Annotated in this window: 20 protein-coding genes; 9 read left to right on the top strand and 11 right to left on the bottom strand. The window is 73.6% G+C overall.

All coding sequences use genetic code 11. The features are described 5' to 3' along the window. Positions 1-207: 207 nt before the first annotated feature. Both TCUR_RS11865 and TCUR_RS11860 read right to left on the bottom strand, forming a co-directional pair. Positions 208-1,455, bottom strand: coding sequence for an isochorismate synthase (locus TCUR_RS11865; protein ID WP_012852746.1), 1,248 nt, complete (start codon positions 1,453-1,455; stop codon positions 208-210). Positions 1,456-1,486: 31 nt separating this feature from the next. Next, positions 1,487-2,179, bottom strand: a complete 693-nt coding sequence (locus TCUR_RS11860; RefSeq protein ID WP_012852745.1) for a spermine/spermidine synthase domain-containing protein — start codon at positions 2,177-2,179, stop codon at positions 1,487-1,489. A 436-nt stretch (positions 2,180-2,615) separates the two neighbouring features. Between TCUR_RS11860 and TCUR_RS11855 the strand changes: the two genes are divergently transcribed. The 3 genes from TCUR_RS11855 (at position 2,616) to TCUR_RS24935 (ending at position 5,432) form a co-directional block, all read left to right on the top strand. Continuing rightward, a complete protein-coding gene (locus TCUR_RS11855; RefSeq protein ID WP_245537036.1) occupies positions 2,616-4,163 on the top strand; it encodes a glycoside hydrolase family 10-like protein in 1,548 nt (515 codons plus the stop codon). Positions 4,164-4,217: 54 nt separating this feature from the next. Then, positions 4,218-4,406: a DUF3040 domain-containing protein gene (locus TCUR_RS11850; RefSeq protein WP_012852743.1), complete on the top strand. Its 189-nt coding sequence runs from the start codon at positions 4,218-4,220 to the stop codon at positions 4,404-4,406. Positions 4,407-4,916: 510 nt separating this feature from the next. Then, positions 4,917-5,432, top strand: coding sequence for an ATP-binding protein (locus tag TCUR_RS24935; protein ID WP_052305491.1), 516 nt, complete (start codon positions 4,917-4,919; stop codon positions 5,430-5,432). A 37-nt stretch (positions 5,433-5,469) separates the two neighbouring features. On the opposite strand, the gene TCUR_RS24930 is transcribed toward TCUR_RS24935, so the two are convergent. From TCUR_RS24930 to TCUR_RS28360, 4 genes are all read right to left on the bottom strand, one after another. Then, the gene (locus tag TCUR_RS24930) at positions 5,470-7,833 is read right to left on the bottom strand and encodes a hypothetical protein (protein ID WP_148232998.1); all 2,364 of its coding nucleotides are present in this window, start codon (positions 7,831-7,833) and stop codon (positions 5,470-5,472) included. A 79-nt stretch (positions 7,834-7,912) separates the two neighbouring features. Next, the gene (locus TCUR_RS11835) at positions 7,913-8,701 is read right to left on the bottom strand and encodes a hypothetical protein (RefSeq protein ID WP_012852741.1); all 789 of its coding nucleotides are present in this window, start codon (positions 8,699-8,701) and stop codon (positions 7,913-7,915) included. Between the two features lie 288 nt (positions 8,702-8,989). Further along, positions 8,990-9,937 carry a pseudouridine-5'-phosphate glycosidase gene (locus tag TCUR_RS11830; RefSeq protein ID WP_012852740.1) on the bottom strand — a complete coding sequence of 316 codons (948 nt, stop codon included), beginning with the start codon at positions 9,935-9,937 and terminating at the stop codon, positions 8,990-8,992. A gap of 32 nt (positions 9,938-9,969) precedes the next feature. After that, positions 9,970-11,172, bottom strand: a complete 1,203-nt coding sequence (locus tag TCUR_RS28360; protein ID WP_012852739.1) for a coiled-coil domain-containing protein — start codon at positions 11,170-11,172, stop codon at positions 9,970-9,972. A gap of 623 nt (positions 11,173-11,795) precedes the next feature. Here TCUR_RS28360 and TCUR_RS11820 point away from each other — a divergent pair. The 3 genes from TCUR_RS11820 (at position 11,796) to TCUR_RS11810 (ending at position 14,371) form a co-directional block, all read left to right on the top strand. Next, complete coding sequence (locus TCUR_RS11820) at positions 11,796-12,833, top strand: tyrosine-type recombinase/integrase (protein ID WP_012852738.1); 1,038 nt, start codon at positions 11,796-11,798, stop codon at positions 12,831-12,833. A 97-nt stretch (positions 12,834-12,930) separates the two neighbouring features. After that, a complete protein-coding gene (locus TCUR_RS11815) occupies positions 12,931-13,212 on the top strand; it encodes a hypothetical protein (RefSeq protein ID WP_012852737.1) in 282 nt (93 codons plus the stop codon). Between the two features lie 127 nt (positions 13,213-13,339). Further along, positions 13,340-14,371 carry a hypothetical protein gene (locus TCUR_RS11810; RefSeq protein ID WP_148232997.1) on the top strand — a complete coding sequence of 344 codons (1,032 nt, stop codon included), beginning with the start codon at positions 13,340-13,342 and terminating at the stop codon, positions 14,369-14,371. Positions 14,372-14,784: 413 nt separating this feature from the next. On the opposite strand, the gene TCUR_RS11805 is transcribed toward TCUR_RS11810, so the two are convergent. After that, entirely contained in the window at positions 14,785-15,714 is a 930-nt protein-coding gene (locus TCUR_RS11805; RefSeq protein WP_012852735.1) for a LysR family transcriptional regulator, read from the bottom strand. An 84-nt stretch (positions 15,715-15,798) separates the two neighbouring features. Between TCUR_RS11805 and TCUR_RS11800 the strand changes: the two genes are divergently transcribed. Then, positions 15,799-16,872, top strand: a complete 1,074-nt coding sequence (locus TCUR_RS11800) for an aminotransferase class V-fold PLP-dependent enzyme (protein WP_012852734.1) — start codon at positions 15,799-15,801, stop codon at positions 16,870-16,872. A gap of 43 nt (positions 16,873-16,915) precedes the next feature. Here TCUR_RS11800 and TCUR_RS11795 read toward each other — a convergent pair whose 3' ends face one another. Together TCUR_RS11795 and TCUR_RS11790 are read right to left on the bottom strand one after the other, a co-directional pair. Beyond that, the gene (locus tag TCUR_RS11795; RefSeq protein ID WP_012852733.1) at positions 16,916-17,977 is read right to left on the bottom strand and encodes a tyrosine-type recombinase/integrase; all 1,062 of its coding nucleotides are present in this window, start codon (positions 17,975-17,977) and stop codon (positions 16,916-16,918) included. A 298-nt stretch (positions 17,978-18,275) separates the two neighbouring features. Further along, complete coding sequence (locus TCUR_RS11790; RefSeq protein ID WP_012852732.1) at positions 18,276-19,292, bottom strand: tyrosine-type recombinase/integrase; 1,017 nt, start codon at positions 19,290-19,292, stop codon at positions 18,276-18,278. A gap of 785 nt (positions 19,293-20,077) precedes the next feature. Here TCUR_RS11790 and TCUR_RS11785 point away from each other — a divergent pair. Then, complete coding sequence (locus TCUR_RS11785; protein WP_012852731.1) at positions 20,078-20,743, top strand: phosphatase PAP2 family protein; 666 nt, start codon at positions 20,078-20,080, stop codon at positions 20,741-20,743. A gap of 511 nt (positions 20,744-21,254) precedes the next feature. Here the strand turns inward: TCUR_RS11785 and TCUR_RS11780 are convergent. Then, the gene (locus TCUR_RS11780; RefSeq protein ID WP_012852730.1) at positions 21,255-21,887 is read right to left on the bottom strand and encodes a LysE family translocator; all 633 of its coding nucleotides are present in this window, start codon (positions 21,885-21,887) and stop codon (positions 21,255-21,257) included. 49 nt (positions 21,888-21,936) lie between these two features. Continuing rightward, on the bottom strand, positions 21,937-22,665 hold the full coding sequence (locus tag TCUR_RS11775; RefSeq protein ID WP_012852729.1) for a hypothetical protein: 729 nt from the start codon (positions 22,663-22,665) through the stop codon (positions 21,937-21,939). Positions 22,666-22,803: 138 nt separating this feature from the next. On the opposite strand from TCUR_RS11775, the gene TCUR_RS11770 reads away from it, so the two are divergent. Beyond that, positions 22,804-23,814 (top strand): AAA family ATPase, encoded by a 1,011-nt coding sequence (locus TCUR_RS11770; RefSeq protein WP_012852728.1) that lies wholly within the window; start codon positions 22,804-22,806, stop codon positions 23,812-23,814. Positions 23,815-23,825 lie beyond the last annotated feature (11 nt).

The following is a 23,825-nucleotide window of genomic DNA, read 5'->3' as shown; positions in this document are numbered from 1 at the left end:
GTGCCGTGTGGTTTCGAGCCTGGCAGGCAGGGCTTGCAGGGGCTTTCGCGGTGCTGTCGTCTTCGGTGACGGCGCGATGCCCGGCGTTTTGGTGAGCTCGACGAGCGAGTGCTTTGCCCGTCTTCGGTGATCTATAACCCAAGGTGGGCGATACCGTCACCCGGCACGGCCCGGCGGCACCGAAAACGACCCCCTCGGGGGTGGGGGTCAGCCCTGGAAGGCCTCTTGCATGGGACGGAATTTGGCCTGGGCTTCGGCGAGCTCGGCGGCCGGGTCGGAGTCGGCGACGATGCCGCAGCCGGCGAAGAGGCGGGCGCGGGTGGGGTCGTGGGCGTCGATCTCGGCGCAGCGCAGGGCGATGCCCCATTCGCCGTTGCCGTCGGTGTCGATCCAGCCGACGGGGCCGGCGTAACGTCCGCGGTCCATGACCTCCAGTTCGCGGATGAGGTCCAGGGCCGGTGCGGTGGGGGTGCCGCAGACGGCGGGGGTGGGGTGGAGGGCGGCCAGGACGTCCAGGACGGAGTGCTGGGCGGCGAGGGTGCCGTGGACGGGGGTGGCCAGGTGGATGACGTTGGGGAGGGTCAGGATCTGGGGCCGGTGGGGGACGTGCAGGTCGGTGCACAGGGGGGTGAGGGCCTGGCGGACCATGTCGGCGGCGTAGGCGTGTTCGCGGCGGTCTTTGGCGGACCGGTACAGGCGCTGGGCGCGTTCACGGTCCTCGCCGGGGGTGGTGCCGCGGGGGGTGGTGCCGGCCAGGACGAGGGAGTCGATGCGGTCGCCGGTGCGGCGGATGAGGAGTTCGGGGGTGGCTCCGATGAGGCGGTCGACGGCGAAGGTGAAGCAGGTGGGGTAGCGGGCGGCCAGGCGGGAGAGCAGGACGCGGGTGTCGATGGGCTGGGCGGCCTGGACGGTCAGGTCGCGGGCGAGGACGGTTTTGCCCAGGTCGCCGCCTTGGATGCGGTCGACGGCGGTGGCGACGGCTTTTTGCCAGTCGTGGGCGCTGAGGGTGCCTTCCCCCCAGCGCAGCCCGGTGGGCGGGGCGGGCGGCCGGGTGAGGGTGAGGGGGTCGGCGGTGGGGGCGCCGATGGTGGTGAGCCAGGCGTGCCCGTCGCGGCGGCCGAGGATGTGGCGGGGGATGATGAGGACCGAGCCGTCGGTGGCGGGGTCGAAGGTGAAGCTGCCGAAGGCCAGGGGGCCGGTGCCGGGCAGTTTGAGGGGGTCGTCGATGGCGGCGCCGGCGAACAGGTCGCTTAGGCGGCGGGCGGCGTGGGTGAAGCGGTGAGGGCCGCCGGGGATGGTGATGCGGGCGGTCTGTCCCCAGGCGACGATGCCTTCGCCGTGGTGGATCCAGGCCAGGGCGGTGGGGTGGGGCAGGTGGGCGGTCAGGTCGCCGGGGTCGGGGATGGGCTGGGTGCGGGCGGTGAGGGGGGTGGTGGCTTCGGCCGCGAGCTTCACGGCGTCCACTCTACGGCAGAGTTGAACTTGTTCAAAAGTGTGGGGGTGTGGGGTGGGACACCCCGCGGGGGTGGCGGGCGAGGTAGATGACGTCGGGGTGGGCGCGGCGGTGGGGGACGGTGCGGGTGGTGACGTGGGTGAAGTGGTCGCGCAGGCGTCGCCGGAAGGCGGGGGAGGGCGCGGCGCTCCAGACGGCGAGGGTGCCGTCGGGGGTGAGGCGGTCGGCCAGCAGGCGCAGCCCCGAGGGCTGGTAGAGGCGGGCGTTGCCGTCGCTGACGGTCCAGTCGGGGCCGTTGTCGATATCGAGGCAGATGACGTGGTGGGGGCGGGGGTTGCGGTGCAGCCAGGTGAGCAGGTCGGCCTGGTGGAGGCGGACGCGGGGGTCGTCGAGGGCGCTGGCGGAGCAGGGGCGCAGGTGGGTGCGGTGCCAGGCGATGACGGCCGGTTCGCGTTCGATGACGGTGATGGTTCCGGCGTGGGGGTGGGCGGCGGCCGCGGCCAGGGAGAAGCCGACGCCGAGGCCGCCGATGAGGATGTCGGCGGGCGGGGGGTGGTGGTCGAGGGCGGCGGTGACCAGGAGGCGTTCGGAGGCGCCGTCGCGGGTGTCCATGAGGAACACGCCGTTGCTGATGATCTCGTAGTGGGGGCCGCTTTTGCGGAGGATGAGCTCTCCGGCGGCGCCCGGTGCGCGGTCGACGATCACGGGGGCGGGAGAGGACTGCATCGAGGTCAGGGTAGCCGGGCGCTTGGGTGCCTGCCGTCGGCTGCGGGAAACCGTGGGGGTTGTTTCCGCGGGCCGCATCGGGTCTTGCAGCCGGGGTGTCTCAAGGTTCTTGCCGGGGCTGTGAAGGGCGCACCGACATGCACTGAGACGGTCGGGTTGGTTGTGCGAGTAGAGCACAGATGTGACGGATGCCGGGATTCATGTAAAGGGGGTGGGATGTTCCCGCAGGGAGCGGAGGTGCTTTCACGGGTTTTGGCGGGCAGGTCCCGGTAGGTGAATTTTTCGGTCCGCTTCCCCCATGGGAAGGGGGATGTGGGCGTAACAGGCCTGCGGGGTTCAGTGTTTTGGTCATGGCATGCCCGCTTGTCGGTAAGACTTGAGGGCTATGGCGTGGCTATCGGGGAGCAAAGAACGCATAAAGATCGCCTCGGCGGCGGTGGCGGCTTCGGGTCTGCTCGCCGGATGCACCTCGGCGGCCGGAGGCGAGGTCGGGGCGCTGCGGGCGGACGCCCCGATCGCCGCCGGCATGGCCGAATGCCCGGACATCAAGCCTCCCGGGGATTCGGCCGCACGGCAGGTGCGGGGCATGTGGATCGCGACGGTGTCGGGCATCGACTGGCCGTCGGACACCGCGCACTCGGCCGAACGCAAGAAGGCCGACTACCGCAAGCTGCTGGACCAGGCCAGGGCGTTGGGGTTGAACGCGGTGTTCGTGCAGGTCCGTCCCAGCGCCGACGCCTTCTACGACTCCCCCTATGAGCCGTGGTCGCAGTGGATCAGCGGCGAGCAGGGCCGTGACCCGGGGTTCGATGTGCTGGAGTTCTTCGTCTCCGAGGCCCACAAGCGGGACCTGGAGTTCCATGCCTGGTTCAACCCCTACCGGGTGGCCTTGCACAACGACCGCGGCAAGCTGCACCCGGACAATCCCGCCCGCAAGAACCCCTCGTGGGTGCGTGAATACGACGGCAAGCTGTGGTACGACCCGGGGCTGCCGCAGGTGCGGGAGCTGGTCACCAAGGTCGTGCTGGATGTGGTCGGCAAGTACGACATCGACGCCGTCCACCTGGACGACTACTTCTACCCCTACCCCTCGGGCGGGGACTTCCCCGATGAGGACACCTACCGGCGGTACGGGCGGGGGATGAGCAAGGGCGACTGGCGGCGCGCCAACGTCGATGCGCTGGTCAAGGGCCTGCACGAGGAGATCCACCGGGCCAAGCCGCAGGTGCGGTTCGGGATCAGCCCCTTTGGGGTGTGGCGCAACCGCCGCAGCGACCCGGCCGGGTCGCAGACCACGGCGCTGCAAAGCTACGACGACGTCTACGCCGACACCCGCAAGTGGGTCAAGCAGGGCTGGGTGGACTACATCACCCCGCAGCTGTATTGGGAGATCGGCAACGCCGCCGCCGATTACTCCACGCTGGTGGCCTGGTGGGCCGAGCAGGTGGAGGGCACGGGGGTGCAGCTGACGATCGGGCAGGCCTCCTACCGGGTCGGTGAGCGCGGTTTCGACGCCGGGGAGCTGTCGCGGCATCTTGCGGTCAACGCCCGTCACCGGCAGGTGCGGGGGGATGTGTACTTCAGCGCCAAGGACCTGGTCGGTGACAAGGGCGGGGCGACCAGCCGGCTGCGCAAGGACCACTATGGGGCGGCGGCGATCCCCCCACCGGTGGCGGGGGGCGCCGCGCCGTCCCCGGCCGGGTCGGTGCGGGCCGAACCGGACGGCAAGGGCGTGCGGGTCAGCTGGCAGCTGTCGCCGTCGAAGCAGGCCACCTCGTATGCGGTGTACCGGGTGGAGGGCCGGGGCAAGGCGTGCGCCCAGGTCGATCCGCGCAGGCTGCTGACGACGGTGCGGGGGAGCGCGATCGTGGATCCGACCGTCAAGCCCGGCACGACGTACACCTATTACGTCACCGCGCTGGACCGGTTGCACCATGAAAGCGCCCCGGCGCGGGGGGCGACGGTGACCACCGAGCACGGCTAATGATCTTGGTGGTGGGGCAGATAAGAAGACACCGGACACCCCCCGGAGGTAGGCATGGCGCTGTCGATGGAGGAGCAGCGGATCCTCGCCGAGATCGAGACGCGGCTTCGGCGTGACGATCCCCACTTGGCGGCCCGGCTGTCGACGCTGGGCAGGTCGCATCGCCTTCGCCGCTCAGTGCTGGTCATGGCGGCGGTCGTGGTGGTGGCCGCGGCGGCCGCCGTGGCGGTGGCGGTGCTGTAAGGCCGCGGGAGGTTCTTCTTGCGGCCTGGGCGGCGGCAGGTGAACGTGCATGGGGGTCCGGCCTGAGAAGGCCGGGCCCCCTCACGCGTTGCGGGCCGGTGTGGTGGTCGCCTCACGGCGAAGGGCACAACGTGGCTCCTGCGCGGCCTGGGGCCGCCGGTATTCCACGAAGGCTTAGGGTGCGGCCCGGGGGACACATGCCACACCGGCCTTCCCTACCTTGACGGGATTCTCCGTGGCCGCAGTCGGCGGAAGCGCGGCGGGGGTGTCCGGAAGGTGAGGGTGGTGTGGATGCGGGGTGGGTTCTTGCCGTCCGGGGTGCACCGCGGCGTGGTGCGGGACGTCTTTGACAGCGCGCAGGGTGCGGGCCGGTGGCCTTCCGTTCCCGCAAGGCGGGCCTTGCCTTGGGGGCAGTTCTGGAGGGCGGGCCTCTACCGCCGGTCCCGCACCGGGAACATGCCGGTATGGAGCCGTCGACTCGCACGGCCAGACGGGGTGAGGAGAGCGGATTTGAAGATCAAGCGGCTCGGGGCCGACGGGCGGAGGCCGCACGGCCGGCAGGCCGGCGGGCGGACAGGCGGGCGGGCCGCGGCGGGGGCGCTGGCGTGGGAGCTGGCCGGGGAGGCCGCCGCGGTGTCGCGGGCGCGGGCGTTGACGCGGCGGGCGTTGGCGTTGTGGGGGGCGCAGGATCCCGGCGAGGTCGACGATGTGGTGCTGATGGTCGATGAGCTGGTCACCAACGCGGTGGTGCACGGCACCGGGCCGGTGCGGCTGCGGCTGCGCCTGCGGGAGGGGGAGCTGGTGGCCGAGGTGGGGGATGACAGCCCGCTGGTGCCGCGGCCGGCCGGTGCGCAGGCGGCGGACTGGTCGGAGAGGGGGCGTGGGCTGCTGCTGGTGGCGGCGCTGGCCGCGGCGTACGGCAGCAGGGTGTGCGGGCACGGCAAAGTGGTGTGGTTCAGCAAGCCGCTGCGCCTGGCGCCGGAGGCGCCGCGGGTCCATGCGGACCTTGACGGAGGACGCCGCTGACAGCACCCGGTAAGAGGGGCTGCGGGAGGCCGGCCGGTCAGGGCGGGGACAGTTCGGCGGCCAGGCCGTGGAAGTCGTCGGCGGTCAGCACCAGCTCCTGGGCGCTGCCGATCGCCTGGGTGGCCACGGCGCGTCCCAGGTGCCGGGTGGCGGCGCGCTCCAGATAGGTTTCCACCAGCCGGGCCCCGGTCAGGCGTCCCCGGCCGCGCAGCGTCGGCAGGTCGGCGGTGACGACCTGCCAGGCCGTCTCATCCAGGCGCAGCCGCCGTTCACCGGCCAGCAGGGCCAGCAGGGCGCGTTGCAGGTGGGGCTGTGACAGGTCCGGCAAGTGCACCACCCGCAGGTCGGCGATCAGTTCGGGGGCGGCCTGGGACAGCGGCTGGAGACGGTCGGGGGCGCAGGTGGCCAGCAGGGTGGTGTCGCTGACGCCTTCGGCGCGCGCCCGGTACAAGGCGGCGGCGCAGGCCGGCCCGTGCGGCTCTTCCAGCAGCAGCTCATCCAGCCCCTCCAGCAGCAGCACGTGGCCGGAGTGCCGGCTGAGCGCGGCCTGCAGCGCCTGCGGGCCGCCGGGACGCAGCTCATCGGCGTGGACGCTGTGCATCTGGCCGCTGCTGACGTTGACGTCGGCCAGTGCCCGCGCCACCATCCGGCCCAGGCGGCGCTGGCCGCTGGAGGGGGCGCCGACCAGCAGCAGCGCCGGCATCGAGGCGCTGGAGACCTCTTGGCCGCGCAGCCGCTGGGCCCACTTGCCGCGGCGGCGGACCTCGGTGATGAGACGTTCGATGTCCTCATCGCCGCTGACGAAACGGATGCCGTAGGCCTCGGCGATGGGGACGTCCCCGGCGACCTGCGCAAGGTCGACCGGAGAAGCGGGGGCGGGGGCCTGCACGGTGGGGGGTGCCGCCTGCGCGGAGTCGGGTGCGGCCACCGTGGGCGGGGGCGTGGAATCGTGCGGCTGGGGCTGAGCGGGGGGCGGGTCGTCGCGTGGGGGCGGCGCGGCCAGGGGGCCGGGGTTGGCGGCCAGGTGCGCGCGGGCGGCCTCGATGATCTGCCAGGGGGTCAGCTCCCCGGTGGACGGTGGCCGGGCGGCCTCGGTGAGCGCCCCGGCCGCCGCCACGGCCAGGGCGAACCCGGTCGGCGGCGGTGGGCTTTGGGCCAGGCGGCACCAGGTCAGCCCGAGGATGTAGGAGGTGGCCAGCAGGGCGTGCAGCGCGGTGTCCTCCCCGCGCAGCCGCTCCGGCAGCCGCCCGTTGTGGGGCCACCACTGCCGGCCGGGGTGGGAGGCATCGGAGAGGACCGCCTGCAGGGTGCGGGCGCTGTCGGGGTCCAGCCACGGCAGCAGGGCGTGCGCGGCGGCGGGGGCGGCGTGCAGGTCGGCGGCCAGCAACGCCATGGCTATGCGGCGGACTTCGTTGTGGTCCAGCGGGCGGCCGTGCAATCGGGTGACCAGCTGCTGCAGGTCATATAGGCCCAGCCGGAAGAACTCCCCCGGGGAGGCGTCCCGCAGCAGCGGGAGGGCGAACTCCGCCGGGCAGCGGCGCCGCCACTGCTCGACCAGGGCGGGCAGGCCGTAGCGGAGGGTGGCCGCATCCTGCTGGACCATCGGCAGGGAGGCGGCGGTGATGGCGGCCAGGGCATCGGCGCCGGGCCGGAAACGCTCATCGCCGCGCAACGCGATGGCGACCTTGTGCAGCAGGCGGACGATGAAGGAGGCGCCGCTCCAGTCCCCGGCGCTCAACGGCCCGGCGTACAACGCCACCAGGGTGCCGAAGTCCGGGGGGCTCATCCAGCGCAGCCGCTCCGGCGGGGTGGTCAGGTAGGGGGCGAACAGCTGGATCATGGGGTGGTCGCCGAGGGCGACCGGTGCGCCGGCGCACCACAGCAGCGCGCTCCAGGCGGCGGCCAGGGTGCTGGGGGTGCCGGGGGTGAAGGTGGGGTCGGCCAGGGTGAACTGGGCGACGTTGACGCCCAGGGCCTCGATTTGGGCCTGCTGCAGGGCGGCCACGGTGGCCGGGTCGGGCAGGGGCCCCACGAACCCGGCGGAGGTGATGCGTCCGGCGTTCAGGTCGGGACCGGCGGGGACCAGCTGCGGTGGGATGGGGGGGTTGCCGGCGCCGCGGGGCGCGGTGGTGGTGCGGCGCCGGACCGCGGGGTCGAGGGGCGGGGGGCAGGGCTGCCAGGTTCCATCCAGCCCGCAGCGGTACCAGCGGGCCCAGGCGCCGAACAGCCACCATTCTCCGGCGCCGGTCAGCATCCGCGAGGCGATCGCTTCGGCGCGCTGCTGGGGTGGGGCGGTGTTCCACCAGGGCGCCGCCGCCATGGCGCGGACCTGGGTTTCGGCCGCGGCGAAGGGGTCGTCTGTTCCGGTGCCTGTGCCGGGCCCGGTCACCTGCCAGCTCACGTGGCGATAGTAGCGGCTGCCCGCCTGGTGGGCGGGGTGAGCGGCCCCCGGGCCGGCGGGCCTGGGGCATGCAAGGCGGTCATTTATGGCCGCCGGGGGAGGGGGGCGGGTCCGCGGTGGCGGTTTCGTCGTCTGGGGAGGCGCCGGGCCCGGTAGGCGGGGCGTGGGCGGGAAGTTCGGTGAACTGGCCGTCATCGCCGCGCGGAACGTCCCCCTCCTCGGGCCGGGCGGCAAGGGCGGGGGGTTCGGGCAGGGACGGCAACGGGCCGGTCTGGTCCGGCGGTTCCAGGCCCGGCGGCGGGGGGAGCGCCCCCGACAGGGCCAGATCGGCGTCGGTGACCGTTCGCTGCGGCCCCGAGGAGGACGGGGAGGGCCACAGCTGGATCAGGTAGTGCTCCACTCCCTGCAGTTCCTGCAACGCCTGCTGGAACTGCGGGCTGAAGCCGTCACGGAACCGGTCCAGCAAAGCGTCATACAGCCGGGCGATCGCCGCGCGGTGCTGGGCGCGGATGCGCATTTGGTAGCGGCCCACCCCGCCCAGCAGCCGCACCCCGTGCAGCACCGGCTCGCCGGTGGCGGTGCTGATGGCGACCGCTCCGCGCAGGTACATCTCTCCGGCGGCCTCCTGTTCCCAATCGCCTCGGCCGGGGGGCGGGTGGCCGTCCCATTCCTCCAGCAGCACCGTGACGTCGACGTCGTCTTGCAGGCTGCCGATCCACATCTGGTCATAGCCGATGCTGACCAGGGCGCCGCCGGCGGGCGGGGCGGGGGCCTGCAGGCCGGAGGGGTCGGCGCCGCGGTCGTGGACGCGGAAGGCGGCCTTGTCGGGATGCAGCCGGACCCCCAGTCGCAACAGTCTCCGGCTCACCTGCGCACCTCCCCCTCCTGGACGCCGTTTTTCTCTCCGGCCGCCGGATGCGGCTGCCGGTATCCTGCCGTATCCGCCGGCGGGGCCGGGCGGGATCTGGGGGTTGCGGGCGGGATGTGCTCTATCGCCGGTTTTCCGGGGCGGCCGTGGCCGCTTTCAGCATGTGAAAAGCCGGGACGGCCACGGGGTCGCTTTGCCCCGCCGCCTCCCGGCACACTCAAATGAAGCCGCTCCAGGCCGCCCCCCGGGCCTGGAGACGACCCGGCCGCAGGCCCCGCCGCGCCCCCCTCACGCGGCGGGGCCGCCCCCTGCCTGCGCCCAGCAGACGGCGATCTGCGCGGCCAGGGCCGCGTTCGCCCGCACCGCCGCCACGTTGGCGCGCAGCGCCGCGCCGCCGGTGCCGTGCACCAGCCGCTCCAGCAGGAACGGGGTGACGGCCTGCCCGGTGATCTGCCGGCGTTCGGCCTCGGCCAGCGCCCCGGCCAGGACCCGGTCGTGCAGGGCGGGGTCCAGCTGCCGGTCCGGCGGCACGGGGTTGGCCACCACCAGCGCCGCCCGCGGCCCGCCCAGGGCGTCCTGGGCGCGCATCACCTGGGCCACCTGCCGGGGGCTGTGCAGCGTCCAGTCCACCGGCAGCCCGGATGAGTGCAGGTAGAAGCCGGGGAAGGTGGAGGTGCGGTAGCCGACGACCGTCACATTCAGCGTCTCCAGGCGTTGCAGGGTGGCCGGCACGTCCAGGATCGACTTGACCCCGGCGCACACCACCGTGATGGGGGTGCGGCTCAGCAGCGCCAGGTCGGCGGATTCGTCCCAGGTGTCGGCCCAGCCGCGGTGCACCCCGCCCAGCCCGCCGGTGGCGAACACCCGGATCCCGGCGCGGGCGGCCAGGAACGCGGTGGCCGAGACGGTGGTGGCGCCGCTGGCGCCGGTGGCCATGGCCACCGGCAGGTCACGGCAGCCCAGTTTGCGCAGGTCTTCTTGGCCGGCCACCCGTTCCAGGCCACCTTCTTCCAGCCCGATGTGCACCGTCCCGTCCAGCACCGCGATCGTCGCCGGGACCGCTCCCTCCCGGCGGACCAGTGTCTCCAGCTCTCGTGCCACGTGCAGGTTGTCCGGCCGGGGCAGGCCGTGGGCGATGAGCGTCGATTCCAGCGCCACCACCGGCCGGCCACGTTCGAGCGCGTCGGCGACCTGCGGGGACAGGCGGAGGGCGGGCGTGTCAAGCGGCTGGGGCATGGGTGTCGGCTCCTTGGGTGTGCGGCGGGTTGTCACTGGTCTGCCTGCCGGTGCGGCGGAGGGTCGCCGGTGCGGCCGGCCCGGGCCGCCAGTTCGGCGGCGACTGCGCGTTCACGCTGGGCGGTGGCCTCGGCGCGGGCCTGGTCGCGGTCGCGTTCCAGTTCGGCGACCAGCAGCCGCTCGGCCCGCAGTTCCGCGCGCAGCTGCTGCAGCTCCTCACGCAGCTGCCGCAGCCGGCGTTCGGCGTCGGCGGCCTGGGCGCGGTGGTGTTCGGCCTGCTGCATCGCCTGCTGCGCCGCGGCCTGGGCCTGCTGGGCCTGGGCGAGTGCGGCGGCCCGCCGTTCGGTTTCCTCCCGGGCCTGCTGTTCGGCCCGCTGCCGGGCCTGGTCGGCGGCCTGGGCCGCGGCCTGGGCCGCGGCGCGTTCGGTCTCGGCGCGCGCCGCCTGCCGGCGGGCCTGCTCGGCTTGCTCGTGGGCGCGTTCGGCCTGCCGGCGGGCCTGGTCGGCGCGTTGTTCGGCGGCTTGGGCCGCCTGGCGGGCCTGCTCGGCCTGCCGGTGGAACTCCTCTGCCCGGGCGGTGGCCTGCTCGACTTGCTTGCGGGCCTGCTGCTGGGCGCGTTCGGCCTGCCGGCGGGCGGCCTGGATCTGCTCGTCGGCCTCCTGCCGCACCGCCTGCACCGTCTGCTCGGCCTCGGCCCGGGCCGCCGCCGCGTCCTTGTGGGCCTGCGCGACGGTCTCCTTAGCGGCCCGCAGCGCCTCTTGGCGTTCCCGTTCGGCCTGCTCGGCGCGTTGCCGTGCGGCTTTTTCCCGCTCGGCGGCCTGGGCGGCGGCCTGCCGGGCCTGCGCGGCCTGCTCAAGCGCCTCCTGCCGCCCGGCCAGCGCCGCGGCCACCTCGGCCTGGGCCTGGGCGCGGATGGCGCTGATCTGCGCCTCGACCCCGCGGGGGGACAGCTCCGACTCCAGTGCCTGCGCCAGCGGCGCCAGCGCCGCAGCCAGGCCCTGCTCGATGCGTTCATACAGGTCTTCGGCCCTGGCCAGGGCCCCTTCCAGGCCGGGGGCCGAGCGCCGCAGCTGGCGTTCCCGCTTGGCGCGGGCCTGGCAGTCGCTGTCGGCGCAGTAGCGGCGGGGCCGTCCCCGTCCGGGACGCTGGGGCACCGGCCGGCCGCAGTAGGCGCACGGCCGGGTCGTCTCCTCGGCCGTTCCCCCCTCCTCCTGGGGTGTCGTCGCAGCAGCCACAGGGCACCGCCTCGTTTTCTCCGGCCGGGGTCTGCTCGCCGCCCGCGGTGGGATCACCGGCCCGCACCCCAGCCCTTAATTTTCTGGTTTTCTGTTTCCAGAAAACAATAATACACGAAAACCAGATCCACCTAACTTACGGGAATGTCCCTTCCCAGAAGCCAGACTGGAAGGGGGACACGACCCCGGCGGGGCAGAACCCCTGCCCCGGGAGACGTGAACCTCCGCCATGCGCACTGCCGGACGGCGTCATGCACCCCCGGTCCCAGCACGGGCCCCTGGGAAAGCCGCATCCGGCCTTACACGCCGCTCAAGCGGACGCACCCACCACGGCCCCCAGGCAGGCGGCATGTGCACCGCGCCCCCGGCGCTCCCACCCCACGTGAGCGCCGGACCCGCGGTGCCGGGGGCAACGGGTTCACAGGAGGTGACGGCGCCCGCCGGCTCACCGTGATCCCGGCGCATCCCGACAGGCGGACGGTCAGGCGGCCCGCAGGAGTTTTCACATCACCGCCGCCGGCGGCGCGGGCGGGCGCCGATGCGGCCAAGACCCGGCCGCCGGCGGCGCGAAACCCCCGCGCACAAGCCCCTTGGGGCGGCACCGGCGGCGGTAGATTGCCGCCATGTCCCGCATCGTCCCGCTCCCGCCGCGGCACGTTGAGACGACACCCCTCCCGCCCCTGCCGCACAGCCCCGATGCGGCCGCCGGCCCGTTCGCGGTCTACCTGGCCTCCCTCAACAGCCCGGGCTCACAACGGGCGATGGCCGCCTGCCTGCACCGCATCGCGGCGATGCTGCTGACGGCCCACGGACAGGACCCCGGGCCGGCCCCGGCCGAAACCTTCCCCTGGGCGGCGCTGCGGGCCGAGCACACCGAGGCCATCCGCGCCCTGATCGCCCAGCAGACCACGCACGGCCCCGAAGGCCCACGGCCCTGGTCGCCGGCCTACCGCAACAAGCACCTGTCGGCGCTGCGGGGAGTGCTGCAAACAGCCTGGCGGCTGGGGTTGATGAGCACCGAAGAGCACCGCCGGGCCACCGCGGTGCGCAACTTCCCCGGCACGCGCCTGCCGGCCGGCCGCAGCGTGCACGCCGAGGAATTCGCCGCCCTGCTGCAGGTCTGCCGGGCCGACCCGACACCGGCCGGGCGGCGGGACGCGGCCCTGCTGGCCGTGCTGTACACCACCGGGGCGCGCCGCTCAGAGATCAGCACGCTGCGCCGGGAGCACTACGACCCGGGGGAGCGGTCACTGCGCATCATCGGCAAGGGCGACAAAGAACGCCTGGAATATGTGCATCCACAAGCGGCGCAGCTGCTGGGCGCCTGGCTGGCACTGCAGGACCGCCCCACGGGCCCGCTCTTCACACCGGTGCACCGTTCAGGGGCCATCCAGCAGCGGGCGATGAGCGACGCGGCGGTCCGCAACGTGGTGGTCAAACGCCGCCGCCAGGCGAACCTGCCGCCGATGACCCCCCACGACTTCCGCCGCACCTTCATCGGAAACCTGCTGGATGCCGGAGTGGACCTGGTCACCGCCCAGCAGCTGGTGGGACATGCCTCCCCGGCCACCACCGCCCGCTATGACCGCCGTCCCGAACGCCGCCGCCGCGGCGCAGTCGACCGGCTGCCCTTCCCCACGGACGCACCATACGCCCCCTGAGCGTCCCCCCCTTGATGCGCCACCGGGGTTAGCCGGGGCGCTGTGGGGGCAGGATGCCGGCGGTAAGTCGCACACCACGACTTTCGGGGGACAACCGATGATCAAGATGCTGCGGAAGATGGGCCTGTCGTCCAACATGATGTACGCGGCCGGGTTCGGGTCGATCGCGCTGTCGGTGGCCAGCTGGTTCACCTCCAAGAACGTCGAAAGCGCCGGGCTGGACCGGGCCGACCGGTGGGGCATCTTCATCGGCCAGTGGGCCCCGACCTTCTTTGCGCTGGGCACGGCCATGCGCCTGGAAGAGCAGTGGGGCGAAGAAGGCCAGGAGGAAAGGCAGCTCATGGGCCAGCCGGCCAGGGAGGCCATGCCCGTCAGCTGACCGGCGCCCCGCCGGCGGCGGGCAGGCCCAGACCCCGCCCGGCAGGCCGCACGCACAGAGGAGGTTCGGTGCCGGCCCGGCCGGGTTATCGTGAAATCCACCTGGCACGGGGGAAGGCGGGGCGGGCGTGGACGAACCACCACTCACCAGTGATCCGGACCACGAGCACGCGCAAGCGGGACAAGGCGGCAGGCCGCTGCGGCAGATGAGCCGGCAGGCCGCCGAACGGGCCGCCGAGCGGATCCTGCAGCGCATGGCCGGAACGCCCCTGATGGAGGCGGTGGAACAGGCGGCCATGGAGGCGGCCCGCCGGGTGGCCGTCCAGACCGCCCGCAAAGCGGCCCGGGAGGCCCGCCAGGCGGCCTCGGCCCATCCCCTCACCGGCACCGCCTGGGAGGCCGCCGCCGCGGCGGCCGCCCTGGCGGGCGCCGCGGCCACCCACCCGCTGACCGCGCAGCTCGTGCAGCGGGCCGCCCGGCATCCCCTGTCGCGGGCGACCGCACAAGCGGCCCACAAGTGGGCGACGCGCAACGCACCCGCCGTGCAGGCCGCCCGGCGCCTTGCCGATGCGCTGGCAGAGCCGGTGCTGGAGGCCGCCGTGGACGCCGCCGTCGAAGCCGTCTTCAGCACCGGCCGGCAGGTGATCGCCGAGGCGGTCACCGAGACGCTGGCCGACGCCACCCGCCGGGCGGCGCTGGAGGCGACCTTGCGCGCCCGCCGCGCAGTCACCTCCAGCAGCGCGTTCCCGCTGGCGGCGGCGGTGGCGGATCTGGCCGTGTCCGTGGCCGACGACGTGGCCGCCGACCTGACCGGACGGCCTGCGGCCGATGCCGCGCACGATGCGCTGCAGGCCGCGGCCGCCCACCCGGCGGCCGCCGCGGCGCGCGCCCTGCTGGCCTCCACGGCACAGCGGGCGGTGGAGACGGTGATGGGGGAGCTGGTACGGGAACCGCTGAAAGCGGCGTTGAAGACCATGCTGCGGGAGCGGATCAGGCAGCTGGTCCAGCAGGTCGCCCTGGAGACGCTCGGCGTGGCCGCTGCGCCGGGCCCGCAGGCGGTCACCGCAGAGCCCGGCCCGAAACACCCGCCGGCCGCAGCGCACAGGCCCGCACTCCCACCCCCCGCCGCAGGCACGGCGGGTGAGGAAAGCGGCGGCTGAAACCGGCCGTCTCACCGGCAAGGCCGCCGAGGCACCGACCACCCGATCCGCCGGGCTCGCCCACCGGGGCGTGCGCGCTCCCGGTGTCTTCGACCGGCGGCACACCTTGCGCAGCGTCTTGTGCCCGCCGCCACGAACCGGCAGCCAAGGCGGACGAGCCGAGCGCGCCCTTCCGGGAAGCGCTGGAGCCGCCGGCATGGAGCGAGGCCACCTGCGGGCCACCGATGCGTCCGACCCGGCGGACCGGAAGCGTCCTGATCCCAAAACCGGCGCGGCCGTGGGCTTCCGGCCCGCAGGGGAGGCCCACCGGCGGTGGACCGGCGAGCAGACCCGCCCCCAAGGCCGCCCCCGGCAGGGCCGACAACCGGCCCGTCCGAGAGAACGCACCGGACCCCAAAAACCCAGGCCGTGTTCTAGAGCCCCCGGTTCACCTGCTCGCCCAGCCGGGCGGCCGCCGCCGTCAGCTCCTCCAGCAGCGCCGTCACCGCCGGGGGACGCGCCCCCTCGGGCAGCAGCGCGACCACCTGCCGCTCTCCCAGCTCCGGCAACGCCCGTACCCGCACCCCAGGGTCGCGGTGCAACCAGAACGCCAACGCCGGCAGCGCACTGATCGCCAGGCCGAGGCCGACCAGCCGCTGCACCGCCACATAGTCGTCGGTGGCGAACGCGATGCGCGGGTCGAACCCGGCCCGCCGGCACGTGTGCACCAGATGCCGCCGGCACCGCTCACAGCCCGCCGCCCACGCCTGGTCGGCCAGATCCGCCAGGCGCACCTCCCGCGCATCGGCCAGGGGATGCCCGGCGGGCAGCGCCAGGTGCAGCGGCTCGCTCAGCAGCACCACCTGCCGCCAGCGGCCCTCCTCATCCGCCCCGTCCTGCCCGTGCCCGCCCGCATGGGAGAACACCACCGCCACATCCACATCCCCGGACCGCAGCGCCTCCAGCGCCTGCGGCGGCTCGGCCTCCAGCAGCCAAACCCCCACCCCCGGCGCCCGCCGCCGCAGCGCCGCCAGCGCATCCGGCAGCAGCGCCCCGGCCGCCGTCGGGAACACCGCCACCCGCACCCGCCCGGCCCGCAGCCCCGCGATCGCCGCCAGATGCTCCTCGGCGTCGGCCAGCCGCGCCAGCACCTCCTCGGTGCACTCCACCAGCACCCGCCCGGCCTCCGTCAACCGCACCCCCCGGCCGTGCCGGACCAGCAGCGGCGTGCCGACCTCGCTTTCCAGGCGGGCGATGTGATGGGAGATCGCCGGCTGGGTGTACGACAGCGCCTGCGCGGCGGCCGTCATCGAGCCCAGCCGGGCCACCTCACGCAAAATCCGGGCGCGATGCAGATCCAGCACCCCACCAACCTATCAACGAAGTTAATGAAAAACCCAGAAAACAATCATTTGCCTCATGGGTGAGGGAGACCCCAGGATCGAACCATGTCCGACACCACCCATCCCGCCCTGGCCGCCGCCCAAGCCGAATTCACCGCCACGGTGGCCTACCTCAACACCGCCTCCTACGGCCTGCCGCCCCGCCGCGCCCACCAGGCCATGCTCGACAGCGAACACGACCGCGCCGCAGGCCTGCTGGAAATACCCGCCATGGACGAGGCCGCCGCCCGCTGCCGCACCGCCTTCGCCCACCTGATCGGCCTGCCGCCCTCCTGCGTGGCCATCGGCTCCCAGGCCTCCTACTTCGTCGGCCTGGTCGCCGCCGCCCTGCCCGAAGGCGCCACCGTGCTGGTCGCCGAAGAGGACTTCACCTCCCTGCTGTTCCCCTTCCTGGCCCGCCCCGCCCTGACCGTCCGCGCCGTGCCGCTGGAACACCTGCCCGAGGCCATCGACTCCACCGTCGACCTGGTGGCGGTCTCCGCCGTCCAATCCGCCGACGGCCGCATCGCCCCCCTGGAGGACCTCTCCCAGGCCGCCCGCGCCCACGACGCCCGCCTGCTGCTGGACATCTCCCAGGCCGCCGGCTGGCTGCCGCTGCCGGCACACCGCGCCGACCTGCTGGTCTGCTCGGCCTACAAATGGCTGCTGGGCCCCCGCGGCACCTGCTTCCTGGCCGGCACCCCCCAGGCCCTGGCCGAGCTGCCGCCGATCGGCGCCGGCTGGTACGCCGGCGCCGACATCTGGGACTCCCTCTACGGCCCGCCCCTGCGCCTGGCCGGCGACGCCCGCCGCCTGGACCTGTCACCGGCCTGGCAGTGCTGGGTGGGCCTGGCCCCCGCCCTGGAACTGCTCAACGAGGTCGGCGTGCCCGCCATCCACCGCCACAACCTGGCCATGGCCAACCGCTTCCGCACCGCCCTGGGCCTGCCGGAGGGGGATTCGGCCATCGTGTCCCTGCCGGCCCCCGCCGGCACCGCCGAGGCGTTGCGGGAACGCGGCGTCATCGCCGCCGTCCGCGACGGCCGGCTGCGCTGCTCCTTCCACCTGTCGACCACCGCCGACGATGTCGACCGCGCCGTGGAAGCCCTCACCGCCCTGCTGGACGGCCCCGGCCGGTGAACGCCCCCACCGGCCGGGGCGGCGGGGGAGGGGGGAGGCGTCCTCACCCGCCGGGCGCCTGATCTTTCAACAGGGGATGCACCCGCATCGCCGCCTCCAGCTCCCCGGGAAGCTCATCGCGGTACCGGCTCAGCGTCGCCAGATCCGCATGCCCCAGCACCCGCCGCACCGCGTCCATGTCCGTGGCGGCCGCCAGCAGGTGCGTCGCCGTCGTGTGCCGCAGCCCGTGCGGGGTCACCGCCCGCCGCCGCGACGGCTCCACCCGCGCCAGCACCCGATCGATCACCGCCTGCACATCACCGCGCGCCAGCCGCCGCCCCCGCCACGACAGCAGCAGCGCCTTGGGTTCGACGCCCCGGTCCAGCAGCGGACGGCCCCGCTCCAGGTAGGCCTGCAGCACCCGCGCGACCGCCTCCGGCAGCGGAACGTCGCGCGTCCGGCCGCCCTTGCCGAAGATCCGCCAATACCACCGGCCGTCGTTGACGAAGAAGTCCTCCACGTTGGCGCCGGTCAGCTCCGACACCCGCGGACCCACCGTCGCCAGCAGCAGCACCACCAGCCCGTCGCGTATCTCGGTGCGCTGGTCCCGCCGCGCCGCCCGGCCGGTGCGGGCCTCGGCCGGGCCGCATTCGGCCAGCCGCCGCGCCGCCTGCACCAGCCCGCCGGCCTGTTCGGCGGTCAGCGCCCGCCGCTCGGCGCGCAGCCCGCCCCGCTGGCGGGGCATGACCGTCACCGCCCGCATCGGGTCCAGCCGCACCCACCCGGCGGTGGCCGCATACCGGAAGAACACCGACACCGACCTGCGGAAACGCGCCTGTGAGGCGGCGCTTTGCAGTGCCCGGCCCGCCGGTGGGGGATCGTGGCGGCGGCGCCGCCCGTCAGGGCGGCGGGCGAAGGCCAGCAGCACCGCGTCCACATCGGCGCCGTCCAGATCGTCCAGCAGCCGGCCGGGGCCGGCCAGCTCGGCGAAGACCGCCATGTCACGGCAGTACACCTCGGCGGTGGCGGGGGAGAACTGCCCGGTCAGCGCCTTGGCCCGGACCATCTCCACATAACGGTCGACGGCCTCTTGCACGCAGATGGGTTCGAACTCGGCGGGCCGCATGCCCCACACCGTAACGGCCTGCGCCGACAAAACCACCGGATGCGGGCGGGCCGCCGGGCATGCGGGCAGACCTTCCCCGTAACCCTACAGAAGATGGATTCTGTAGGGTTTAAGAGTTTTCGCGTCTCCCGCCCGCCCCGGGGGACGGCCGGGCTCTGCACCCGGCCTGCACGCCGCCGGCGTGCGCGGGCACCCCTCACGGCGGCCGGGCCTTCCGGCGTCGCATCCCGGCCGGGACGCACGCGGTCATGCGGACTCGTTTCGCGGCCTTCTGCGGATCCGCCGCAAGCGGCGGCGTTCACCCCGGTGGCGCGCTCGTCGGAGCGGGACGGGTGGCGCGCAGGTGCCGCAGCACCGGGGCCACGCGGGCGACGTCCTTGAGGCCTTCGGCGGCGACCTTGGTGTAGATGCTGGTCGTCGCCAGGTTCTGGTGGCCGAGCACGGCCTGCAGCTCATTGAGCGACGCCCCGTTCTGCAGCACCCCGACCGCGTAGGTGTGGCGGAAGACATGGGCGAGTTCCCCTTCGGGACGCCGCACCGCGGCGCGGCGGAACCACTGGTCGACCCGGTATTCGATCATCCCGGTGGTGATCGCCTTGCCGTTGCGGGCGACCAGCAGCGGGTCCTCGGCGTCGAAGGGGCCCAGCAGGGCCCGCCGTTCGTCCAGGTAGTCGGTGACCGGCTGCATGGCGTCGGCGTGGAGGGGGACGTTGCGGTGCGCGCCGCCCTTGCCGCGCAGCCGCAGCAGCCCGCCGCCGTCCTCTTCGCAGATCACATCGCCCACGCGCAGGGCCACGACTTCGCCGGTGCGGGCGCCGGCCCCGGCGAAGAGGGCCAGCAGCGCGCGGTCCAGCCGCACCCATTGGGCGCGGGCGCCCTGCCAGGGGGTGGAGGCGGCCTGCACGATCGCGGCCAGCTGGGCGTCGGTGAGCGCCACCGGCAGGCGTCGCGGCAGGCGGGGGGTTTCCAGGTCGGTGGTGGGGTCGGCGGTCAGGTGGCCGGTGCGCACCAGCCAGGCGCACCAGCCGCGCAGGGCCGAGATGCGGCGGCTGCGGGTGGCGGCGGTCTTGCCTTCGCGGTAAAAGGACGCGGCGGCCGCGGTGAGCGCTTCGGCGGTCAGGTGGCCGGTGTGCAGGGCCTCCAGCGGCCGGGTCTGGTCGGGGGTGTCGATGGCGTGGTGGTCGGCCAGGGCGCGTCCCCAGGCGTTGAGGTCGGCGCGGTAGGCGGCTTCGGTGTTGTCGGACATGCCGCGGCCGGAGGCGCGTTTGTGGTCCAGCCAGCGTTCGGCCAGGTCCTGCAGGGTCGGTCCGTCCACGCTCCCCCCTCCTTATCCGGGATAATACATATTATCCTGGATTCAGGTTCCGCTTCCCCGCCGGGGCGCCGCGCCCCCGGCGGGGTCATCCTTTCGCGGCGGCCTCTCCCCGCACGAGGTGATGGCCGCCTGTGGCCGGTGGACGCGCGGTGTTCGGGAAGCGTCTGAAGGGCTTCCAGGCCGGCCGGTGCAGGCGGCGCCGCCCGGGCGGTCTTGCGTCTTGGCGATGAGGCGGGCACGGCCTCAGCGGGCGGAGATCAAGCGCCTCCCAAGGCCGGGGGCGCCATGGTTTGCTTCCTGAAAGCCGCCCCGGCCGGCCACTCTCCCCTGCGCCGGGCCGTCCGGACGTCGAAGGGCGGCCAGGATGCCGGCCCGGCCGGCCTCTCCCCCGCCGTCGCGGCGGCGGTATCCCGCGTCGGCGGGTGCGGGTGGCGTTCCCTCGGTGCGCCGGTGGCCGAAGGATCGCTCAGCGTGACGACGGGCATGTGCCCGGACCCGCCGCCGCGCGGTGGCCGGAATGGGCGGCGCCCTGGCGGGATTTGCCGTAGCGTGGCTGTGGCCGCCGGCGGGTGCGCCCGCCTTCGCATGCCCGCGGCATCCATCTCATCGCTTTCCGTCATCGCGGTGGTGGGCGGGTTCTTGGGCCGCCGGCGTCCGGGCAGGGATGTGATCATGCCCTCTTCGGGTGAATGGCATGTGAACTTCGTGTATCTGGTGAACGATCTACAGCCGTACATAGCCTTCACGCGGGGCGTGAGGGGCAGGGTCCAAGGTTTGAGGAGAGCATGCAGGCGCCGGAGTTCAGCGCGGAGTGGTATCGCAGCATCACCGAGTTCGCGTACGGTACGCCCTCGTGGCTGCACACGGTCGCCGAGGTCGGCACCGACGCGGGGCTGCTGCTGTTTGCGGCGCTGTTTGTGGCCTGCTGGTGGCGGGCGCGCAGCCGGCCGGAGCGGGCGATGGCGCTGGCGTTGCTGGCGCCGGTGGTGACGGTGGCCGCCTACCTGGTCAGTGAGGTGTCCAAGAGCCTGATCGAGCAGGAGCGGCCGTGCCGGGCGGTGGCGGGGGCGATGAACATCGCCGAGTGCCCGGCGGTGGGCGACTGGTCCTTCCCCAGCAACCATTCGACGATCGCGGCGGCCTCGGCGATGGCGATCGTGGTGGCCTGGCGGGCGATGGCGCCGCTGGTGCTGCCGCTGGCGGCGGTGATGGCGTTCTCGCGGGTGTTCGTGGGGGTGCACTACCCGCACGATGTGATGGCCGGGTTCCTGCTCGGTTCGGTGGTGGCGGCCGCTTTGGCGCTGGCGTTGGCGCCGCTGGTGGCGGCGCTGGTGGTGCGTTTGCGGGAGCTGCCGGTGACCGGCCCGTTTTTGGGGGGCCCTGCCGGTGCGGCGGCGCCGGGGCCGGAGAGGGCCGCAGTGGGCGTCGGACGTGAGGGCAGGGGCGTGTAAGGCCGGCGCCGTGGCGTTGTAGCTGCGGGCTATGGCAGGCGGCGGCTCGTCTTTCGGGGCGGGCCGCCGCTTGTGTGTCAGCAGGGTCGGCGGGGTCTGCGCCGTTTGGTTTCGTCGGTGCGTTCAGATGCAGTGTCTGCAGGCGGTGTCGATGCCGGGGGGCGGTGCTTGGGCGAGGTGGTCTCGGCGGCCGGTGTGCTGCCGCCGTAGCGGGATCGCGCCGCTGGTCGATTCACCGCTGTCCGCATCGTGAGGAGGGTCCATCCCGGTTTATCCGCTGAGTTTTCGCCTGCGAACCGGTGAAGGGGTGTGCCCGAGGCTGCCTCTCCCCCGCCGGCCGCATGGGGAGCGGGCCAGGTGGGGCGCCGGCGGTTGTGGCCCGTGGGGTGGCGTGGGCCGGGTTGTTCGCCGGCCACGGTGGTGGCCGCGGGCGTAGGGTGCGCCGAGAGGGTCGGTACCGCACCGCCCGGCTTCTCTCCTCTTCATGCGGCTTATGCCGGGGTGGTGTATTTCAGCGGGATTCCGCTGCCAGGCGTGCGCCCAGTCCAACGAGCAGCGCCCCACAGGCCTGTTCCAGCCGCCGCTGAACCTGCGGCCGGGTCACCAGCGGGCGCAGCGTCCCCACCAGCCACACCATCCCGAGATACCAGATCACATCGATCGCCACCCACAGCAGCGCCAAGGCCGGCAGCATCGCCGGCACCGGCGCCCCCGGGGGGATGAACTGCGGCAGGAAGGACACCACGAACACCCCGGCCTTGGGGTTGGCCGCCGCGGTCACCACTCCGGTGCGGAAGCTGCGCCACAACCGGCGTTGCGACGTGGCGGCCGGAAGACGGTCACCGCCGGGGGCGGGCGGGCGGCGGGCCCGCCAGAGGGTCTGCGCGCCCAGCCACACCAGCACCGCCGCCCCGGTGACGCGCAGAACGTCGTAGGCCAGTTCGGACACCGCCAGCAGCGCCGACAGGCCCGCGGCCGCGACCAGGGCCCATCCCAGCATTCCGACCTCGTTGCCGGCCAGGGCCGCAATGCCCGCCGCCCGTCCCCCCAGCGCCGACTCCCGCATGATCACCACGGTGCTGGGGCCGGGGGCCATCGACACCAGCAGCGCCGCGCCGCAGAAGGCGACCAAAGCCTCCACCATTGCCCCATCGTCACCGGCAGGGACGGGCCGGGGCAATCCCCCCTGCCGTCTACAGGTCCCCGCCGATGCCGCCCGGGCCGCCGGTGCCGCCCGGCTCCCCCGGCGAGGGCGAGGTCGGGGCCGGTGAGGTGGGCGAGGGGGATGAGGGCGTCGGGGAGGGAGAGGGTGTCTGGGAGGAAGGCATGGTGTCCGCAGGCGGGTCCGGGGGCGGGGCGGTCACCTGCGGGCGGCAGGCGAACAGCATGAGCATCAGCAGCGTCAGCAAGGCCAGCAGCACCGCCAGTGCCAGCACGGCCGCCGCCAGCCGCCGCGGCCCCGACGGCGCGGGCGCCCGGGGGGCGGGCGGGGCCGCCTGGGCGGCGGCGGGGCCTCCCCTGCCGGCCCAATACGGCACGAACCCCGGCCCGCGGCGCCGCCTGCCCGTCAGCGCCACCGGTTCCAAGAACCGTTCGGCCCCGGCCGGGCGGGGGCCGCCGGATGCGCCCGGCTCATAGCGCACCGCCACCCACGGGGTGGGGCCTTCCGGCTGGGCCGCCACGATGGGCGCTCCCCCATCGGCGTCCGGGCCGCCGGGGACCGCGGCCAGGATCGCCGCCTTGAACCGGTCGCGTGCGGCCGCATCATCGGCCGCGCCCTGGCGCAGCACCGCCACGGTGGCCTGCCGGCCCTGGTCGTCTTCGCCCAGGAACACGATCCCGGCAGGGGTCTCCAGCAGCCGCGCCGACAGGCGGAACGGCCCCAGCTGCGCTGGATCATCGGACGGCAGCGGCCTTGACATACCCGTCACACTAAAGCACCCGTGACGGTTTCCTCCGTCGTGCGGCGCGCAGCGGGTAGAAGAGATCACATACAGTCGACCAAGGAAGCCGGCCGGGCGCACCGGCCCGACGACGACGCACTTTGAGGTCCAAGCCCTATGACCGTGGCCGCTCATGACATCGACCAGGCAGCAGCGCTGCTGCAACGCACCGTCGCTGAGATCAAGAAGGTGATCGTCGGTCAAGAGCACATGGTCGAACGCATGGTGGTGGCGTTGCTGGCCAAGGGCCACTGCCTGCTGGAGGGGGTTCCCGGTGTCGCCAAGACACTGGCGGTGGGCACGCTGGCCCAGGTGGTGGGAGGGACGTTCGCCCGCCTGCAGTTCACTCCCGACCTGGTGCCCTCCGACATCGTCGGCACCCGCATCTACCACCCCTCCACCGAGCAGTTCGATGTGGAGCTGGGCCCGGTCTTTGTCAATTTCGTGCTGGCCGATGAGATCAACCGGGCCCCGGCCAAGGTGCAGTCGGCGCTGCTGGAGGTCATGGCCGAGCGGCAGGTGTCGCTGGCCGGGCGGACCTTTCCGCTGCCCAAGCCGTTTTTGGTGATCGCCACGCAGAACCCGATCGAGTCCGAAGGGGTCTATCCGCTGCCGGAGGCGCAGCGGGACCGGTTCTTGATGAAGGTCAACGTCTCGTATCCGGCGGCGCACGAGGAGATGCAGATCCTGCAGCGCATGAGCGTGGAGCCGCCGCAGGCCGAGCAGGTCCTGGACCCGCAACGGCTGATCGCCCTGCAGCAGACCGCCGCGCAGGTGTCGGTGCATGAGCTGGTCGCCGACTACATCGTGCGTCTGGTCATGGCCACCCGGGAACCGGCCCACTACCACCTGCCGGATCTGCGGCAGGTCATCGACATCGGGGCCAGCCCGCGGGCCACGCTGGGGCTGGTGGCCGCCGCGCGGGCCCTGGCGTTGCTGCACGGCCGTGACTTCGTGCTGCCCGATGACGTGCGCGCCGTCGCCCCCGATGTGATGGCCCACCGGATCGTGCTGACCTTCGATGCGCTGGCCGACGGAGTGGATCCCGGCGAGGTCATCGATCAGATCCTGGCCGCCGTCCCCCCGCCCCGGGTGGTGTGGAACCACGACCACACCGTCCCGGCGTGACGCCCAGCCGT

It is taken from the genome of Thermomonospora curvata DSM 43183, assembly GCF_000024385.1.
In the GTDB taxonomy this organism is placed as follows: Bacteria; Actinomycetota; Actinomycetes; order Streptosporangiales; family Streptosporangiaceae; genus Thermomonospora; species Thermomonospora curvata.
Note: the sequence above shows the minus strand (reverse complement) of the source record. Positions and strands in the feature narration are given on the sequence as shown.

Excerpts from the sequence above, each read along its gene's own strand:
- TCUR_RS11800 (WP_012852734.1), top strand. The coding sequence starts at position 15,799 with ATGTCCGACACCACCCATCCCGCCCTGGCCGCCGCCCAAGCCGAATTC.
- TCUR_RS11860 (WP_012852745.1), bottom strand. The coding sequence starts at position 2,179 with ATGCAGTCCTCTCCCGCCCCCGTGATCGTCGACCGCGCACCGGGCGCC.
- TCUR_RS11830 (WP_012852740.1), bottom strand. The coding sequence starts at position 9,937 with ATGCCCCAGCCGCTTGACACGCCCGCCCTCCGCCTGTCCCCGCAGGTC.
- TCUR_RS11850 (WP_012852743.1), top strand. The coding sequence starts at position 4,218 with ATGGCGCTGTCGATGGAGGAGCAGCGGATCCTCGCCGAGATCGAGACG.
- TCUR_RS11815 (WP_012852737.1), top strand. The coding sequence starts at position 12,931 with ATGATCAAGATGCTGCGGAAGATGGGCCTGTCGTCCAACATGATGTAC.
- TCUR_RS11795 (WP_012852733.1), bottom strand. The coding sequence starts at position 17,977 with ATGCGGCCCGCCGAGTTCGAACCCATCTGCGTGCAAGAGGCCGTCGAC.
- TCUR_RS11770 (WP_012852728.1), top strand. The coding sequence starts at position 22,804 with ATGACCGTGGCCGCTCATGACATCGACCAGGCAGCAGCGCTGCTGCAA.
- TCUR_RS11785 (WP_012852731.1), top strand. The coding sequence starts at position 20,078 with ATGCAGGCGCCGGAGTTCAGCGCGGAGTGGTATCGCAGCATCACCGAG.
- TCUR_RS11775 (WP_012852729.1), bottom strand. The coding sequence starts at position 22,665 with ATGTCAAGGCCGCTGCCGTCCGATGATCCAGCGCAGCTGGGGCCGTTC.
- TCUR_RS11820 (WP_012852738.1), top strand. The coding sequence starts at position 11,796 with ATGTCCCGCATCGTCCCGCTCCCGCCGCGGCACGTTGAGACGACACCC.
- TCUR_RS11780 (WP_012852730.1), bottom strand. The coding sequence starts at position 21,887 with ATGGTGGAGGCTTTGGTCGCCTTCTGCGGCGCGGCGCTGCTGGTGTCG.